Annotated in this window: 17 protein-coding genes; 11 read left to right on the top strand and 6 right to left on the bottom strand. The window is 39.2% G+C overall.

Annotated elements, in window-relative coordinates; all coding sequences use genetic code 11:
* Positions 1 to 23 precede the first annotated feature (23 nt).
* Together FR932_RS15425 and FR932_RS15420 are read right to left on the bottom strand one after the other, a co-directional pair.
* Entirely contained in the window at positions 24 to 1,316 is a 1,293-nt protein-coding gene (locus FR932_RS15425) for an HlyC/CorC family transporter (protein WP_019628944.1), read from the bottom strand.
* A 68-nt stretch (positions 1,317 to 1,384) separates the two neighbouring features.
* Complete coding sequence (locus FR932_RS15420; RefSeq protein WP_019442331.1) at positions 1,385 to 2,176, bottom strand: cytochrome C assembly family protein; 792 nt, start codon at positions 2,174 to 2,176, stop codon at positions 1,385 to 1,387.
* A gap of 218 nt (positions 2,177 to 2,394) precedes the next feature.
* On the opposite strand from FR932_RS15420, the gene ffh reads away from it, so the two are divergent.
* The 5 genes from ffh (at position 2,395) to rplS (ending at position 6,098) form a co-directional block, all read left to right on the top strand.
* A complete protein-coding gene (ffh, locus tag FR932_RS15415) occupies positions 2,395 to 3,795 on the top strand; it encodes a signal recognition particle protein (protein WP_019442330.1) in 1,401 nt (466 codons plus the stop codon).
* A gap of 337 nt (positions 3,796 to 4,132) precedes the next feature.
* Positions 4,133 to 4,381, top strand: coding sequence for a 30S ribosomal protein S16 (gene rpsP, locus FR932_RS15410; protein ID WP_006033748.1), 249 nt, complete (start codon positions 4,133 to 4,135; stop codon positions 4,379 to 4,381).
* 23 nt (positions 4,382 to 4,404) lie between these two features.
* On the top strand, positions 4,405 to 4,932 hold the full coding sequence (rimM, locus tag FR932_RS15405; protein ID WP_019442329.1) for a ribosome maturation factor RimM: 528 nt from the start codon (positions 4,405 to 4,407) through the stop codon (positions 4,930 to 4,932).
* Positions 4,933 to 4,956: 24 nt separating this feature from the next.
* Positions 4,957 to 5,703, top strand: coding sequence for a tRNA (guanosine(37)-N1)-methyltransferase TrmD (gene trmD / locus FR932_RS15400; RefSeq protein WP_019628943.1), 747 nt, complete (start codon positions 4,957 to 4,959; stop codon positions 5,701 to 5,703).
* A gap of 29 nt (positions 5,704 to 5,732) precedes the next feature.
* On the top strand, positions 5,733 to 6,098 hold the full coding sequence (gene rplS, locus FR932_RS15395; RefSeq protein ID WP_019442327.1) for a 50S ribosomal protein L19: 366 nt from the start codon (positions 5,733 to 5,735) through the stop codon (positions 6,096 to 6,098).
* An 83-nt stretch (positions 6,099 to 6,181) separates the two neighbouring features.
* Here rplS and mutH read toward each other — a convergent pair whose 3' ends face one another.
* The gene (mutH, locus tag FR932_RS15390; RefSeq protein ID WP_019442326.1) at positions 6,182 to 6,859 is read right to left on the bottom strand and encodes a DNA mismatch repair endonuclease MutH; all 678 of its coding nucleotides are present in this window, start codon (positions 6,857 to 6,859) and stop codon (positions 6,182 to 6,184) included.
* Between the two features lie 535 nt (positions 6,860 to 7,394).
* Positions 7,395 to 8,807 carry an amidohydrolase gene (locus tag FR932_RS15385; protein ID WP_019442325.1) on the bottom strand — a complete coding sequence of 471 codons (1,413 nt, stop codon included), beginning with the start codon at positions 8,805 to 8,807 and terminating at the stop codon, positions 7,395 to 7,397.
* A gap of 383 nt (positions 8,808 to 9,190) precedes the next feature.
* Here FR932_RS15385 and rppH point away from each other — a divergent pair, with 383 nt between their 5' ends.
* The 3 genes from rppH to FR932_RS15370 all read left to right on the top strand — a co-directional run bounded on the left by rppH (position 9,191) and on the right by FR932_RS15370 (position 12,652).
* Positions 9,191 to 9,697 (top strand): RNA pyrophosphohydrolase, encoded by a 507-nt coding sequence (gene rppH, locus FR932_RS15380; RefSeq protein WP_019442324.1) that lies wholly within the window; start codon positions 9,191 to 9,193, stop codon positions 9,695 to 9,697.
* Positions 9,698 to 9,972: 275 nt separating this feature from the next.
* Positions 9,973 to 10,791: a prolipoprotein diacylglyceryl transferase gene (lgt, locus tag FR932_RS15375; RefSeq protein ID WP_019442323.1), complete on the top strand. Its 819-nt coding sequence runs from the start codon at positions 9,973 to 9,975 to the stop codon at positions 10,789 to 10,791.
* Between the two features lie 259 nt (positions 10,792 to 11,050).
* On the top strand, positions 11,051 to 12,652 hold the full coding sequence (locus tag FR932_RS15370) for a putative bifunctional diguanylate cyclase/phosphodiesterase (RefSeq protein WP_019442322.1): 1,602 nt from the start codon (positions 11,051 to 11,053) through the stop codon (positions 12,650 to 12,652).
* 121 nt (positions 12,653 to 12,773) lie between these two features.
* Here FR932_RS15370 and FR932_RS15365 read toward each other — a convergent pair whose 3' ends face one another.
* Entirely contained in the window at positions 12,774 to 13,970 is a 1,197-nt protein-coding gene (locus FR932_RS15365; protein WP_019628942.1) for a multidrug effflux MFS transporter, read from the bottom strand.
* Positions 13,971 to 14,096: 126 nt separating this feature from the next.
* On the opposite strand from FR932_RS15365, the gene FR932_RS15360 reads away from it, so the two are divergent.
* From FR932_RS15360 to FR932_RS15350, 3 genes are all read left to right on the top strand, one after another.
* The gene (locus FR932_RS15360; RefSeq protein ID WP_019442320.1) at positions 14,097 to 15,047 is read left to right on the top strand and encodes a LysR family transcriptional regulator; all 951 of its coding nucleotides are present in this window, start codon (positions 14,097 to 14,099) and stop codon (positions 15,045 to 15,047) included.
* Between the two features lie 462 nt (positions 15,048 to 15,509).
* Positions 15,510 to 16,166, top strand: coding sequence for an HD domain-containing protein (locus FR932_RS15355; RefSeq protein WP_019628941.1), 657 nt, complete (start codon positions 15,510 to 15,512; stop codon positions 16,164 to 16,166).
* A 98-nt stretch (positions 16,167 to 16,264) separates the two neighbouring features.
* The gene (locus FR932_RS15350) at positions 16,265 to 16,864 is read left to right on the top strand and encodes an MOSC domain-containing protein (protein ID WP_019442318.1); all 600 of its coding nucleotides are present in this window, start codon (positions 16,265 to 16,267) and stop codon (positions 16,862 to 16,864) included.
* 168 nt (positions 16,865 to 17,032) lie between these two features.
* On the opposite strand, the gene FR932_RS15345 is transcribed toward FR932_RS15350, so the two are convergent.
* The gene (locus FR932_RS15345; RefSeq protein WP_019442317.1) at positions 17,033 to 17,884 is read right to left on the bottom strand and encodes a thymidylate synthase; all 852 of its coding nucleotides are present in this window, start codon (positions 17,882 to 17,884) and stop codon (positions 17,033 to 17,035) included.
* Positions 17,885 to 17,913 lie beyond the last annotated feature (29 nt).

The following is a 17,913-nucleotide window of genomic DNA, read 5'->3' as shown; positions in this document are numbered from 1 at the left end:
TGATTGTCCAGTGACCGCTGGCCTTAAAATACGAGTTGAGGGTTCTCTTTTTCGGCTGGTTGTACGCGCACACGTTGGATAACGTTGTTTTCTATTTCGAGTACTTCGAGCGGATGGTCCGCAATTTTTAGGCTGATATTCGGCTCTGGGATCTCTTCCAGATATTCTAAAATCAAACCATTCAAGGTTTTTGGACCGTCAGTTGGGAAGTGCCAGTTCATCTCTTTATTAATGTCACGAACGTTGGCTGTACCGTCAATGATATAACTGCCGTCTGGTTGCGCTATAATTTCTTCGCTCGCCGAGGGGGCCATTGTCGTCGTAAAGTCACCGACAATTTCTTCTAATATGTCTTCAAGTGTTACTAGGCCTTGAATATCGCCGTATTCGTCCACGATTAAGCCGATACGCTCTTTCTTACGTTGGAACTTTAACAGTTGCACGTTAAGGGGAGTCGACTCAGGAATGAAGTACAGCTCTTTTACCGCACGTAATAGTGTAGTTTTATCGAATTGTTCTTTTAGTAATAAACGTAATGCATCACGGGTATGCACAAAGCCAACCGCGTCGTCGATTGTGTCACGGTATAATAATACCTTGGTGTGAGAGATATTGCGTAATTGACGTAACAAGATTTCCCATTCATCGTTAATATCGATAGCGATGATCTCGTTACGTGGCACCATGATGTCATCAACGGTGACTTTTTCTAGATCGAGAATACTGATCAGCATGTCTTGGTGACGTTGTGGGATCATTGCACCTGCTTCATGCACTACAGTACGTAATTCTTCTGAGCTTAGTGCGCCATTATCATCATGATCAACATTGACACGGAATAGGCGAAGTAGGCCATTGGAAATGATATTGACGAGCCATACTAGTGGGTAAAATAGCGTGAGTAATGGACGTAATATAAATGAACTTGGGAATGCGACTTTTTCAGGGTGCAGCGCGGCTAACGTTTTTGGTGTTACTTCAGCAAAAATAAGGATAACAATCGTTAATAGACCGGTAGAAAGAGCTAAACCAAGAGCTTCATTTTCTGCGAATAAACGCATGCCAATGATCGTTGCGATTGAAGAGGCCAAGATGTTGACCAAGTTGTTACCAATGAGAATAAGACCAATCAAACGATCCGGTCTGTTGAGGAGTTTTTCTACACGTTTCGCACCCGTATGGTTATTTTTAACCAGGTGCTTAAGCCTGTAACGATTGAGAGACATCATGCCGGTTTCTGAGCTAGAGAAATAAGCAGATATAAGAATTAAAATAGTCAGGAGACCAAACAAGGTCCCCGTTGATATGTCGTCCAAGTGTTATCCTTTGATTATGCGAGTGTGCGTATATTGATTAATGTGTGATTGTTATTAGTTTGACGGTATTAATTAAGGATGATCTCTTTTACAAAGCGAGAGCCAAAATAAGCTAATGACAGAAGTATAGAGCCAAACAAGGTGCCAAATGCAATTTTATTGCTACGCCAGCCTTGCTTGAAGTGGCCCCAGAGTAATACTGAATAGAACAACCAAGCTAAGATAGACAAGACGGTTTTATGCATTTGTGTATGGGTAAATGCATCTTCAAAAAAGATAAAGCTGGTAAGTATCGCAATTGACAATAATGCTAAGCCAACGCTGAGCAATCTTATCAGTTGTTTTTCTATTGTCATTAATGATGGTAGTGCGGGGTGCATCGCAATAGGGCGCTTGTTTTTAAGTTGATAGTCTAGATAAGCCATTTGTAGCGCGAGTAAGCTCGCCACGATAAACGCTGCATAGGCTAATAATATCACCACAATATGTACAACGAGTGGCGTGTTATGACTTAGATTGGAAATGTAGATAGTCGGTAATAGATAGCTGATGGCGATTACCACGATCGAAAAACCATAGACGATGGGTAATAAAGGTAATATTTTAAATTTATTGATCGACAACGTCATTGTCATTGAAATTAGTAGACTAATCAGTGCTGCGACATTAATAATGCTTAAATTAATGCCTGCTGTGGTTACAATATCAAAGCCCATCCAGAATAGATGGCAAAGTGTCGCTCCCGCACCTAAGATGAAGATAGTACGTATACTCGGCTGCTGCTTAACCGTTAAGGCTTTAATGCAATAATAAGTTGCAGCTATATAGAGAATAATAGCGCCGAGAGCAAACAGTTCCATAGGGCTCACTTTAATGTTGATTTATAGGTAGTTATGAAGCCCAGTATACGCTTGCTGTATCTATAGAGCCATATTCAAATGCATTATTTGGAAAGGAAAATATTATTTTTTTATAAAACAATACCTAGCAACACCTTGAGTGTGTGATTTTTGCCCTCAAATAAGGTTATAATCATCAGTAATTATTGCATTTAATCTAATTTATAACGGATAACGTCATGTTTGAGAATTTAACCGATCGCTTATCGGCAACGCTGAAAAACGTCAGCGGCCGTGGTCGTTTGACTGAAGATAATGTCAAAGAGACACTACGTGAAGTGCGCATGGCGTTACTCGAAGCGGATGTAGCTTTACCAGTCGTACGCGAATTTATTAAAAACGTAAAAGAAAAAGCCCTAGGCCAAGACGTTTCTAAGAGTCTGAATCCAGGTCAAGCTTTCATCAAGATAGTGCAAGCGGAACTTGAGTCGGCAATGGGTGAAGCCAACGAAACATTAAATCTTGCAGCACAACCGCCTGCAGTATTAATGATGGCTGGTTTACAAGGTGCGGGTAAAACTACCTCTGTCGCCAAATTAGCGCTGTTTTTAAAACAACGAGAAAAGAAATCTGTATTGGTTGTTAGTGCTGACGTTTATCGTCCAGCGGCAATCAAACAGCTAGAAACATTAGCTGGTGAAGTTGATGTTGAATTCTTCCCAAGTAATATCGAGCAAAATCCGGTTGATATTGCCAATGCAGCAATCGAACACGCACGTAAGTCATTTATTGATGTTGTGATTGTCGATACCGCGGGTCGTTTACATGTCGATACTGACATGATGAAAGAGATTCAAGATCTCCACGTCGCGATCAACCCGATTGAAACATTGTTCGTTGTTGATGCTATGACTGGTCAAGATGCAGCAAATACGGCAGCCGCCTTCAATGAAAGCTTACCATTAACTGGTATCATCTTAACGAAAGCAGATGGTGATGCCCGTGGTGGTGCTGCACTGTCTATACGTCACATTACCGGTAAACCGATTAAGTTTATCGGTATGGGTGAAAAAATTGATGCGCTTGAACCTTTTCATCCAGAGCGTATTGCGTCACGTATTTTAGGTATGGGTGATGTTTTATCACTTATCGAAGAAGTAGAACGTAACGTTGATAAAGATAAAGCTGAAAAACTGGCAAAAAAAGTTCAGAAAGGTAAAGGCTTTGATTTAGAAGATTTCCGTGATCAACTTGTGCAAATGAAAAGCATGGGTGGCATGATGGGCATGATGGATAAATTACCAGGAATGAACCAGGTACCTGACGCTGTTAAAGACCAAATGGATGATAAATTAACGAGCCGTATGGAAGCGATTATTAATTCGATGACGCCTGCGGAACGTCAACGTCCAGAAATTATCAAAGGCTCACGTAAACGCCGTATTGCTATGGGTTCTGGTTCGCAGATCCAAGATGTGAATAAACTACTGAAACAGTTCACTCAAATGCAAAAAATGATGAAAAAAATGTCGGGTAAAGGCGGCATGAAAAAAATGATGGGTAAAATGAAAGGAATGATGCCACCAGGAATGGGCGGCGGTATGGGAGGAATGGGCGGTGGTAAAGGACCGTTTGGTTAACCCCGCTTAAATTTCTTCTTTATATAGTCATTTTTACCTTCAGCCCCGCCACTATTTATCTTAATAGTAGCGGGGCTTTTTTATTTCAGCTTATGCTCGCTAATTTGTATCTGAACGACGTAATTACAGCATAATGATTGTTTATAGTATAAATAGCGCTAACTAAACTGCTCCAGGCGCACAATAAGGTTGCTTTTAATTAAAATTAGAGTAAAATTGCGCGACTTCGAATCGTCTCATTCGTGAGTACTATTCTTACTCTTGAGTACTATTCGAACTAACTGGGACCTTGTCAGTGCAAGGTCGGAATACACACTTAATTTATAAAGAGGACGATATGGTAACTATTCGTTTATCTCGTGGTGGTTCTAAGAAATCACCTTTCTATACAGTTGTTGTTACAGACAGCCGTAACGCTCGTGATGGTAAATTCATCGAGAAGCTAGGTTTCTTTAACCCAATGGCTGCTGGTCAAGAAGAACGTGTTCGTCTTGATAACGTGAAAATTGAAGCTTGGGTTGCTAAAGGCGCTACAGTTTCAAACACAGTTGCTAAGTTAATCAAAGACGCTGCTAAAGCTGCTTAATTATCTTAAGGTAAGGAGATCTTGTGAGTTCAACTGACAAACCGATGGTAGTTGGCCGTCTTGGTGCTGTTTACGGCATTAAGGGCTGGATAAAAATCAACTCCTTTACCGATATTCCTGAAGGAATCTTTGACTATTCACCTTGGCTCATTGAGCAAAAAGGCGAATGGGTTGAAGTGGCGATTGAAGATTGCAAACGCCATGGCAAAGGTTTAGTTGCTAAGTTAGTTGGTATTGATGTACGTGAAGAAGCGCAGGCCCTTACGGGTGCTGAGATTGCTATTAACGCAGATCAACTTCCAGAATTAGAAGATGAGTATTACTGGCGCGATATCATTGGCTGCTCTGTTGAGACAGACAAAGGTTACACGTTAGGTAAAGTCACTGATATGATGGAAACTGGTTCTAACGATGTATTAGTAATTAAAGCGAATGCAACAGATGCCTTCGGAAAAAAAGAACGGTTAATCCCGTATCTTGATGGGCAAGTAATTATCAGTGTTGATATTACAGCTCAAAAAATTATTGTTAATTGGGATCCGAGTTTTTAAGACTCATGATCAGCGGAGGCTAGTATGTGGTTAGGGGTTATAAGCCTTTTTCCAGAGATGTTTGATGCCATCACTGAGCAAGGAGTCATCGGTCGAGCAATAAAACGCGATCTGCTTAAGTTCCAGACTTGGAACCCTAGGGATTTTGCCCACGATAAACATAAGACGGTCGATGATCGCCCTTATGGTGGTGGCCCTGGCATGTTGATGATGGTTCAACCATTACGAGATGCTATCCATGCAGCAAAACAGGCAGCAGGTGGTGAGGCGAAAGTTATTTATCTTTCACCGCAAGGACGTAAATTGGATCAAGCTGGCGTACTGGACTTGGCAACAAATGAAAAGATGATTTTTATTTGTGGTCGTTATGAAGGTATTGATGAGCGTATCATCCAATCGGAAGTTGATGAAGAGTGGTCTATCGGTGACTTCGTGTTAACCGGTGGTGAACTTGCCGCAATGACGATGATTGATGCTGTCTCACGCATGATTCCTGGTGTTTTAGGCACTCAGGCATCCGCAGAGCAAGATTCGTTTGCTGATGGTCTTCTAGATTGTCCGCATTATACGCGTCCGGAAGTGTTAGATGGTATGGCTGTTCCTAAGGTTCTCCTTAGTGGCAATCATAGTAAAATTAGCCAATATAGACAGAAACAGTCTTTAGCTCGAACGTTAGAACGACGACCTGATTTATTAAGTAACCTAGCTCTGACTGATCTGCAAGAAAAACTTCTTGTTGAGATCGTTCGCGAAAGTCGCGAGTTAAAGTAGAGTTTTTCAGTTTATTCTAGGGTAAGAAAATGAGCAACATTATTGCACAGCTCGAACAAGAGCAAATGAAAACAGATTTACCAACTTTCGCACCTGGTGCTACTGTTGTAGTTCAAGTTAAAGTTGTTGAAGGTGATAAGTCACGTCTACAGGCTTTTGAAGGCGTAGTTATCGCTAAACGTAACCGTGGTCTGCACTCTGCATTCACAGTTCGTAAAATCACTTCAAACGGTGAAGGTGTGGAACGTGTATTCCAAACACATTCTCCAGTGGTAGCAAGCATCACTGTTAAGCGTCACGGCGATGTTCGTCAAGCTAAGCTATACTACCTACGTGGTCTTACTGGTAAAGCTGCACGTATTAAAGAAAAATTGGGCAAGCGTAAAAGCAAATAGTCCTTTTTTCATGCAGTTTAAGGTCCGTCTTCTGACGGGCCTTTTTTTTGCCTGCGATTTAGTATTGTCTAGGGCTCAGTTTCTCAGATATTGAAGTGTTTTCTCAGTAACTGATGGGTGAATGCTTTTTTTAGATAAAAGCCCCGTGGTCGTACCTGAATAATCTCCCCCTCGCTGCCATACGCTTTGGTACGCACTTTATTGTTAGCGGCCTTAGGGCGAAGCTGTAAGTACTTACCATGACGCGCTGTGATCTGTTCTACCTGCCCAAGTGCGATCATATCCATTAACTCTTCCCAGTCTTCTTGTAACTGCGCACTTTCAAGCGTATCGGGTTGCCAAAGTAGTGGTGAACCAACTATCCGTTCTGCTATTGGAATATCACGCTCGCCGAGCACGGGGATCCATAATACTTGTTTTAATTTATTGGCTACGCTACAAGTCTGCCAAGTAATACCATGATTACCAGTTAATGGCGCGACACACACAAACGTGGTTTCTAGTGGTTTACCCTGCGCGTTAATAGGGATGGTTTTTAATTCGACCCCGAGTTCTGGAAAATCCTGAATGGGTTTACTGCCTGCTGTTGCACCAAGGTGTAATTCTAACAGTTGGCCAATCCAGCCTTTTTGCTTACGCAGATCATTTGGCACGCTGAGGTGATGCAATGCGGCTATCTGCTGCAGATTAAATCCGGCAATGTTCTGGGCACGGCTCATGAGTTCGTTAATATCTTTGGGGGGATTTATGATTGATTGCATGACAAATAATTCTTATACCTCAAGGTGTTGTTTAGCAGAATAACACTTTTAAATCTAGCTGTTAACGGTCGTTTTTCATACTAAATGTGACTTTGCTCTCGTTTTTGTGTTACTTAGATGTTTCATTCGCAAGTTTAACTTTAAGTTGTTGTTTTAAAATAACTTATTATATTTATTATGACGTTGTGGATAATTTGATGCGTATTTTATTATGTTAAATGGCAATAATGTAAACTCTTCACAAGGTTATCCACAGAAATGGTGGATAACTTCCTGTTTAAAACCTGTCACTTGTTAATAAATATCGATTATAGCGGTTGTTAGCACTATTTAGTTCAGTTTCCATTACTTTTCCACATAGGTTATGTGTATAACTACGTTTATTGTGGATGGGTACTGTCATTGCCAGTATATTGGTGGTTTATTGTACACTTACTCACAGGGTAAGTTCGGTTATGAGTGGGCATATAAATAATAAGATACCGCGTATAATTACTTAATATCTTATTATTTAGGTTTTTAAAAAATGACTTATTTAGATAACTTTTTCACCATTTTCGATTACTGTTTGACGTACTTTTTTAGTAAACTCGATTGCTTCCTCAATGATGTTTTTTTCGTTCACCGTTAGCATATTACGATCTTGCATGATCACTTTACCTGCAACGATAGAGTGGCGAACATTGCCTGAATTAGCTGAATACACGAGTACTGAATATGGATTGTACATAGGTACCATGTTGGGTGCTTTAGTATCGATAACGATAACATCAGCCAATTTACCTACTTCTAAAGAACCAATTTTGTCTTCCATGTGCAATGCCCTTGCTGCGCCCATGGTTGCCATGTCGATTACTTTCACTGGTGGCATTGCGCCACGATCTTGATTTACAAGTTTGTGCACTTTAGCCACTTGGTTAAACTCATCGATTGTACTGAGTGTATTACCCGACATTGGACCATCTGTACCTAAACCAATACGGATGTCTTCGTCATACATTTTTAGCGCTGGTGATACCCCTTTTGCTGATTTGATGTTTGCACTCATATTGTGTGCAACACCGGTACCGGCTTTTTTCACTAATTCGATATCTGATTCGCTCACATTGATCATGTGCGCAGCAACTAAACGCTCGTCCAGTGAACCGATGCTATCCATGTATTCAACAGGTGATTTACCGTCTGCACGAGCTGCGATTTTTTCATTTTCGCGATCTGATTCAGCTAAATGAATTAGTACGGGTACGTTATGCTCTTTTGCTAACTTGGTGATTTGCTGCAGCACTTCAGTGGTATTGGTATAGGGTGCATGTGGAGCAAATGCTGGGGTAATACGTGGGTGATCTTTATATTCTTCGATAAATTTTAGTGCGTATTGAATACCTTCTTGTGCGTTTTGTGCATCAGCAACAGGGAATTTAATTACTGTTTCACCTAAAATGGCACGCATACCGATTTTATCAACGGTTTTGGCTACTTCGTCTTCAAAGTAATACATATCGCTGTAAGTTGTTACGCCACCTTTAACCATTTCTAGGTTACCTAGGTTTGCGCCAATACGTACCATATCGCGGCTGACTAGTTTTTTTTCTAGTGGGAAGATATAGCGGTGTAAACGTCCTGGAACATCATCTGCTAATGAGCGAAATACGGTCATTGATGCGTGAGTATGGGTATTAATTAAACCTGGCATAACGATGTCGCCATCAACATCCATTACGATATTTGCTTGGTATTGCTGTGCAAGTTTGGCATCACCAACAGCAATAATTTTATTGCCTTTAATAACCACAGTACCATTTTCATGAATGGCTTTCTCACTGTTCATTGTTAATACCGTTGCGTCGGTGATCATTAAGTCAACTTGCTCTGCTGCGTGCAAAGATGTAGCGAAAATGATTGAAGCGGCAAGCAATGTTTTATTTAAAATATTGTTACTAGCAAACATGTTTAAATCTCAATTTTATATGAATAGAACGGAAAGCACTCTGAAAAGTCGAATTAGACGATTTCCAGAGCTTTATAAACGGATTAACCTTTCATGGCAATAAAATATCTTTAAATACCCCGTTAGCAACACTAGATTGGATTATATTTGTTGTAAGCAATATGTTATTGAATGATAGTTTATAACCTTGGTTATTTTTTAGCATGATTCAATTTTTGATAAATAACGGTGTTTTAGCGGTATTAAGTGATTAGTTGACTGTAAATGGTGGGTATTTTACTTTTGTAAATGGATCTTTCGCAAAACTACGAGTGTAAATTTGCTGCCCATTGATTTATATGAAACAATCAAGTTAACTAAAATTCTACCCTTAAGGTGCTAATGTGATTGATAGCGATGGCTATCGTCTTAATGTAGGCATCCTAATTTGTAATCGTGAAGGTCAAGTTTTATGGGCTAAACGTTGTGGGCAACATTCTTGGCAATTTCCGCAAGGTGGTGTAGATAATGGAGAGTCTGCAGAGCAAGCAATGTATCGAGAACTATATGAAGAAGTAGGGCTAAAAGCGAAACATGTTTCGATTTTGGCAACTTCAAAAACATGGTTGAAGTATAAATTACCAAAGCGATTAGTCAGATGGGATAGTAAACCAGTCTGCATAGGGCAAAAGCAAAAATGGTTTTTACTGTGTCTGGAAGCGGATGACAGTAAGATCGACTTTAAACGCACAGGGCATCCTGAATTTGATGATTGGCGTTGGGTCAGTTATTGGTATCCAGTACGTCAGGTCGTATCGTTTAAAAAAGACGTTTATCGTCGTGTCATGAAAGAGTTTGCTCCTGTAGCATTACCTTTTGTACGCAAAGAGATTAAACGTAAACGACGTTAATAATAAATAGTGCCTATGTCTTGAATTGTCACACTGGCTTTCAAGGCAAGGCATTACTTTTCTACTTTCTTCAATTCAACCTTCTACTTGCAACTTTATAAATGCGCTTATTTTAGCTATAACTCTCTAATACTTTTGTTTTATTTACCTTGATTTACTGATTCTGTCGCGGCTGTTTCTTTGTTGTGGCTAGTATTTGGTGTAAAGTGTCTTTCTATAACGTAATCTATTACCTTCGTATCGGTAAGCATTTTCTCTTATTCAGGAACTCAATAATGTCGCAGACATATCTACAATATCCAGAAATTGATCCTATTGCGATCAGTCTTGGTCCTATCAATGTATATTGGTATGGATTGATGTACTTACTTGGTTTTTTATTTGCTAACTGGATGGGTAATCGTCAAGCAGCGAAACCGGGTAGTAACTGGCATAAAGATGAAGTCGGGGACCTATTGTTCTATGGCTTTCTTGGTGTGATCCTGGGTGGTCGAATTGGTTATGTGCTGTTTTATAACTTTGGCTTATTCCTTGATGATCCAATGTATCTATTCCGCATCACCGACGGCGGCATGTCATTTCACGGTGGTTTAATTGGTGTATTGCTGGCATTTGTGTATTTTGGTCGTAAAACCCAGCGTTCATTCTTTGTTATTGCTGACTTTATTGCGCCTATGGTGCCGTTTGGCTTAGCCGCTGGTCGTATTGGTAACTTTATTAATGGCGAGCTGTGGGGACGTGTAACAGATGTGCCTTGGGCGATGATTTTCCCAACGGGTGGAGACTTACCAAGACACCCAAGTCAGTTATATCAGTTTGCAATGGAAGGTGTGCTACTGCTTATCATCTTGCAAGTATTTGCGCGTAAACCACGTCCTGTCGGTGCGATCTCGGGTCTGTTCTTATTCGGTTATGGTATTTTCCGCTTTATAGCTGAATACTTCCGCCAACCAGATTCACAGCTTGGTCTGTATTTTGATCTGATCAGTATGGGACAAATCTTATCAACACCAATGATCTTCCTTGGTGCGTTGATTATGTTTATTGCTTATAAAAAACCGACTTTATTTACTGGTAAAGCGAGCCAAAAATAGTAAGTAACTCTGCCTCTCTACAGTAGCCCTATAGACTATATTTAGTTGGTAGGGTTACTGGAGGTTTAGCATTTCCCATCTTTATGTTTTTCCTTGTTACCATTAATTATTTTATCAAATAAACGGGTTTTTTCCGGGTTGTTTATAGTCGATAGTTTTATGTTGACAGTGTGACCTGTCTATCTAATTATGCGTCATTAATAACCAGTAACTTGATTGTAGATCATGTTGCAATCCTAGTGATGAGTAATACTGCTGTATGAATATGATCCCGATTTTGTTAGTGGCATTTGGATTGATTTTTTTATCCATGAGCTTAAAACCAGCAATTAAAATTTGTAGACAAGACCAGAGTATCGGTTGGAAATTACTGCTGCTATTAATCTTATTTTTTCAGTTTGGTTATTTTACTTTTTTATACTATCTAACCGGTATTTCGGCTGTCTCTATTGTCGAAACCTGTTTAGCTACGATTTTGTTTGGCGGTAGTATTTTTGTATTGATGGTGATTAAATTTAGCTTACGTAGCCTGGAGGCTCTTCAAGTTATCGCGAATAACGAACGTCATAATGCCCTACATGACTCCTTAACAGGGCTACCTAATCGTCTGCATTTTATGGAGGCGGTGTCAGCTAAAGCGACCGCTGCGGCGCCTTTTTCTCTCTTTGTGTTAGACCTAAATGATTTTAAACAAATCAATGATGTGGTCGGACATTATTATGGTGACCAACTGCTGATTAAATTAGCACAACGGCTGTCAGCGGTATTACCTGATGATTGTTTTTTTTCTCGTGTTGGTGGTGATGAGTTTATTTTGTTATTTGACTCAGTCGCAGATGAGGACATTGCTAAACTCATGGCGATGATAGATAAAGCGTTATTGATTTCATTTGACATAAATAGCTATAATTTTGACGTACGTATTAGCACGGGGGTGAGCTTGTTCCCAGAGCATAGCAATGCAATTGCACCGTTATTACAAAAAGCCGATACCGCTATGTATGAGGCAAAAAAGCAGCGTATACCTTATCGATTATACTGTGATGCATTGGATAACGATGCGAAAACCCGTTTGGCGCTATCGAGTAAACTCCACCTTGCGTTAGCAGAAAATCAGTTTGAACTCTATTATCAGCCTTTGGTTAAATCGAAAGTGACTAAAACTCATCACTTTGAAGCCTTATTACGCTGGCCACAAGCTGATGGTTCTTTTATACCACCAGATCAGTTTATTCCTTTAGCCGAGCAAAATGGCTCTATTCGTCAGGTGACGCTGTGGGTATTGGATAATATTGTTCAACATTTAGCTGACTTCGCCAAGCAAGATATTGATGTGTGTATTCATATCAACTTGTCAGTGCTCGATTTGCAGGACGAGCGTTTTTCAGCGCAACTTGCAGCCTTGGTTCGTGATGGGAAACTATCTCCAACGCAGCTCGTATTGGAGGTAACTGAAACGGCTATCATGGCTGATGTTACAAAAACTCGCGATATTCTGTCTAAGTTATCAGGCATGGGTTTTAGTATTAGTCTTGATGACTTTGGTACCGGATTTTCATCACTGTCTATTTTGCGAGAGTTACCGATTAATCAAATTAAGATTGACCGTTCGTTTGTGATGGCCATGCACAACGGTAATACCAATAATGCGATTGTTCGTTCAATTATATTCTTAGCTCAAAATTTGGGTTGCAGCGTGGTTGCTGAGGGCGTAGAAACGCAAGCTATCGCTGAGGAACTGATCCAATTGCAGTGTGACTATTTACAAGGCTATTATTACTGTAAACCGTTACCGTTAGCTGCTGTATTCCCGTATTGTGAGCAACAAGGTTGGAAAGTGAATTACAGGGATGCTCATTAATTTATAATTGGCGTTAAAATGAGAAATAGAAATAGAAGAGGGCGTTAACTGATAAAGTTAACGCCCTTTTTGTCTTTATGGTTGGCGATCTTAATCACATCGTTACATTGGTCATTTTCACTTAATGTTCGTGTGCTATATGTAATTTTTTACCAAATTGCGATAAGAAAATAATTAACCCCGGTATAAATAACAACATGTGTAATGTTAATAATAAAGGTGTTTCGAGGTCTAGACGTTGCGTTAAACTAACCATTGCACCTGCGCCACTCATCTGAAATAAACCAAGTAATGCGGCTGCTGTTCCTGCGCGATCCCCAAACGGGGCTAGAGCATTACCTGCTGCAGTGCCAAAAATAAACGCAAAACCTAACGATGTCATAAATGTCGGAATCATGAAAGCCCATGCTTGTTGGATACCGCTTAGACTAAACATTGTAGCACCGGAAATAACCAAAATAATGAATCCCGCATATAGAATACGACGAGTCCCTAATCTATCCATTAATTTAGGGGCTATTAAGCATGACAAGATATTAAGTATCGCATTAATACCAAACCAGGCTATAAATTGATTCATATTGAGTCCTAACTTCATCATTAACCACACTGGTGCTGAAGTTACATAAGCCAAAATCACAGCCATCGCGAGCATACATAACGTTGCGTGAAATAGAAATGTAGGCTCTCTAAGTATTGAAAAGTAACGTGAAAAACTGAATAGTGTCTTTTCTATATCGATATTACTTGGCCGAGTTTCTTTAAAGTGTAATAAGACGAAAATACCAGCAATGACAGAAAACCCTAACATAAAGCTGAAATTAGAGCGCCAGCCAAAGTGATGTGTCAGCCAAGCTCCCAAGAGTGGCGCTAAAACAGGAACACAACAAATAGCGCCATTCAGGTAACTAATCATACGTCCACTTTTTTCTGGGCCAAAACTGTCACGCACTGCTGCAAATGCAGCTACCGATGTTGCACAAGCGCCTAATCCTTGTAATAAGCGAGCAACTAAAAGTAAATCAAGAGTGTCAGCAAAATATGCTAAAGCGGAACTTAAGGCGTAGATCAGTATGCCGCTTAATGCGATAGGACGGCGTCCGAACCTGTCGGCCAGCGGACCTGCCAATAACTGCCCAATGCCTAAGCTAAACATGAACCAGGTCACGGTATCTTGGAGGCGGGTTACATCGACAGAAAACTCTTTAGCCATCAAAGGAAGTGCTGGTAGATAGATGTCGATTGCTAAAGGGTTAAACAGAACTAGAGTCACGACGAGGGTAACAAGTCGAGTGTGATTCGATATTGAAAGTAGCACGTTATTTTCCTAAAAATTATAATGTTACTAATTTAAGCCCTTGAAGATATGAATAGAAATGGTTTATATTCAGCATAGTTATTTCGTTATGGAATATCTCTATTTTATAAGGTGTTATGAGGTTTTATGTCTTTTGATAAGTTAGCTCGGCTCGATCTTAATTTGTTAGTGTGTTTATATATTTTGCTAGATGAATGCAGTGTAACTAATGCTGCCGACCGTTTGAATCTAAGCCAATCTACCATTAGTAAAAGCCTCTATCGATTACGAGAACAGTTTGATGATCCGCTTTTTACTCGAACGGCATATGGTATTAAACCGACTCAATATGCCCTTGATTTAGCACCACAACTTGAGGCGCTATTATTTAACATTGAACAACTTACTGCTCCGAAGACATTTGTTCCTGCAACGAGTAGGCAGAATTTTAAAATGGCTGTAGTAGAAAATGCATATCCACTTTTCTTACCTAATTTTATGAGGAATATCTTTTCAGAGGCACCTAATATTGTCATTGATAATCAGAATTGGGATAGTGAGACGTTTGAACGATTACGTAAAGGTGAACTTGATTTTGGCATTATAGGTAAAGATTTTAATCCACAAGATTCGATAACTAGCTTACTCCCCCCAGAAGGCGTTCACAGCTATGAGTTATGTCAAGATACTCAAAGTTGCTTAGTCCGTAAGAGCCATCCGTTATTGAAGCAAACTTGGGATCAGAATAACTATCTACGCCAACGGCATATACAAGTACGCAGTTTGAAGAACGATCTATGGTTGCTAGATTATAAGTTAGCTGAAAAAAAATTAGTGAGAGATATTGCTATTTATGTTCCAGATTTTAATAACGCGGCAAATTTATGTACTCATACAGATTTTGTACTGACGGCACCAAGTCACTTTGCTCGTGATATTGCTAAGCAGTTAGATCTGGCTATTTTACCGCTACCCACGATACTCCCACCTATGATTTATACCCTCTATTGGCATCAAAATAAAGATAAGGATCTAGGTCACAATTGGTTACGTCAAATAATCATGCGTTGCTGTAAAAATTTGTCTGTTAATAGTTAATTTTAGGCGTTTCTTACTAAGATAGCTCCGTAATAGTTAAATTTTTAGCTCTAACTATTTTGTGACTCCCTGATTTATGTTCTTAGTGTTAAGTTAATTTAAAATGTAAACGCTCTATTTTTATATGGATAAGTAAGTAGGTTAAATTTAAATAATGGCTGGAAGTTCACGATTTGTTATTCTGAATTAGTAGCGTATTAGCTATGTTTAATCATAGCTTTAAACCACCTATCTCATCTCAAGACCACTTAAATATCAATCCAACCGTTAAAAAATCCTTTAAAGAAAGTAAATGTATGCATGTGTGACCAAATAACACTTGTTTTGTTGTGCAAATAATACCCCATTGGGAAAAATGTGGCAGTTAGTTATATAGCTATTAATTTGGGTTCTCACGTTGTAATTACTTTAAATACAAAAAAGTAAATACATACAAATATATAAATATGTATAAAAATATGAATGGAACAACGTAAAGACAAAATGGAAAAATCTATTGTAAGGGGAGTTATGACCTCAATTGATACTGCAATGATGCTTAGACGATTCATGGCTGATGCGGAGATGTTGAAAAAAGAATTACGTCATAGTTCTTTGTCTGATGGAAGGATGGAGAGTGTTGCAGATCATGTTTGGCGTATGTCGTTGTTAGGGATTATGATCGTCCCTTATATTAGCCAGAAACTAGATGTTTTAAGATTTTTGAAAATAATAATAGTGCATGATTTAGTTGAAATTTATGCTGGTGATATGCCAATTACAGAATCCTCAACTAATGCGAAATCTAAAAAAATAAAAGAAGCAAGTGAAAAGAAGGCGATAGAAAAAATAAGAGTTAACCTTCCTGCATTTGTTGGTGACGATATTTATAATTTATGGTGGGAGTACGAATCTAATTCTACTTATGAATCTAAAATCGCACATGCGTTAGATAAGATTGAAGCTCAAGCACAACACAACGAAGCAGGAATTGAGACTTGGGTCGAAGAGGAGTATCACTTTGCTTATAAATTGCCAAACTACACTATGAATGAAAAAATACTGGAAGATATAGCCAGTATTTTGGTTAAAGAGGTCGACAATATGCTTGATAACATCAAACAGCCTGATGCAATCTAAATAGAGTAGTTCATGTAATATCATCTTCTGAGAAGAATAATTTACTACTCAAGATCTTGTCTTTAATTACATTAATAGCCGGAATAAAAGGATGGTATATGATAGAAAAACTGTTTATCAAATCAAGCAGTCAAGAAACTAGCATGACGGTGAAAGAGAAACTAATAATTTCTTCAAAAGGGATCCATGGTCATAATGATTGCCATAAATGGAGGCAAGTATTGATTTTACCTCGCTCGGTCCTGGAGGAGTTTGGGCTCGAACCTGGACAACTTAAAGAGAACATACTTATTGATGACGATTTTGATATTCACGCTTTACCCTCTGGTAGTGTTATACAAGCTGGTTCAGCTAAAATTAGATTAACTTTTCATTGTGAGCCGTGCGTTAAAATAAAGCATTTGGTTAGCACTCGAAAAATTACTTTTAAGCGTGGTTATTTAGGCCAATGTCTTAATGAAGGTGTTATCGAATGCGGTGATGAAATTAAAATTATTGACGAAAGACATGAGAGTATTCCCTATTTATTAGCAGACAGAATAAAATGGTACCTTGATGGGATTGAAGGCAAGATCATGGTTTCAGATTTAGTATTGAATATAGGTTTGTCGAAAAGTTATTGTCGAGCTATTCCTAATATTATTAGAAATAGAGACGATATCGATAAAAGTAAAATAATTTACAAAAAAAATAAATGATGATTCGGAAAGTAGAAAATATTAAACCAATCGATTATGTTGAAAATTATTTTTCACTACGGTAGTGCAAAGCAACTAATCAATAAATAATTTAATTTTTAGTTGTCGATATATTAAGTCATATACAATTTGTGGCATATGACTATTTTTAACTATTGTCGATGACTTCTACACCGAAAATGGATATTTAATCGGATCATGATGTTGATAGTCAGTCACTTCAAAATCAGCCATCGTTACCCACGTTTCTAAATCTTCCAATGTTTTAATTTTCGGATTAATGTGAAGTTTTGGCAGTGGTAATGGTGCACGTTTTAATTGCACGTCACGCATCAATTCTAGCTGATCTTCGTAGATATGTGCATTGACAATCTTATGGTATGCCTGACCGGCTTTGTGGCCTGTGATTTGGGCTACTAGTGCTAACAATACGTGTACTTGAACCATATTGAAGTTTAAGCCTAATGGCACGTCACATGAACGCTGTGTGCTGTTTAGGTATAGCGTATCACCAAGCAGTGAAAAATGATGGCTGTACATGCACGGGCGTAAACAACCCAGTTCAAATGCACCTGGATTGAAGAAAGTTAAGATTTCGCCACGGTTATCAATACCGTTCGTTAAGTCATCAATGATTTGGCGTAATAGATCGACTGTGCCGCCTTGTGGTTTTACCCAGTTACGTGCGCAGGCGCCATAGACATAACCCATGTCATCTTCACCTTTCCGGTGTGGACTTGCTAACCAAACAGCGTTGTCATTGGCATTAGCATCCCAGGTTTTGGTGCCTAATGCGCGAAAATCGGCTGCGTTGTCATAACCACGGATGTAACCAATGATTTCGGCAATGGCTGATTTCCAAAAACTTTTACGGGTAGTGACTAATGGGAATTCATTATTGGCTACGTCATAAGTAAGATCAGCATTGATTACGGTTAAACAGCGCTTTCCGGTACGTTCATTCTCGACCCAAACACCTTCGTTCACTATTCTGTTACATAAATCAAGATACTGTTTCACTGTGCTAACCCTTCGATGGATAAATTTAA

Origin of the sequence: Moritella marina ATCC 15381, assembly GCF_008931805.1 — a bacterium.
Classification (GTDB): domain Bacteria; phylum Pseudomonadota; class Gammaproteobacteria; order Enterobacterales; family Moritellaceae; genus Moritella; species Moritella marina.
This window is presented reverse-complemented; position numbering and strand designations above follow the sequence as displayed.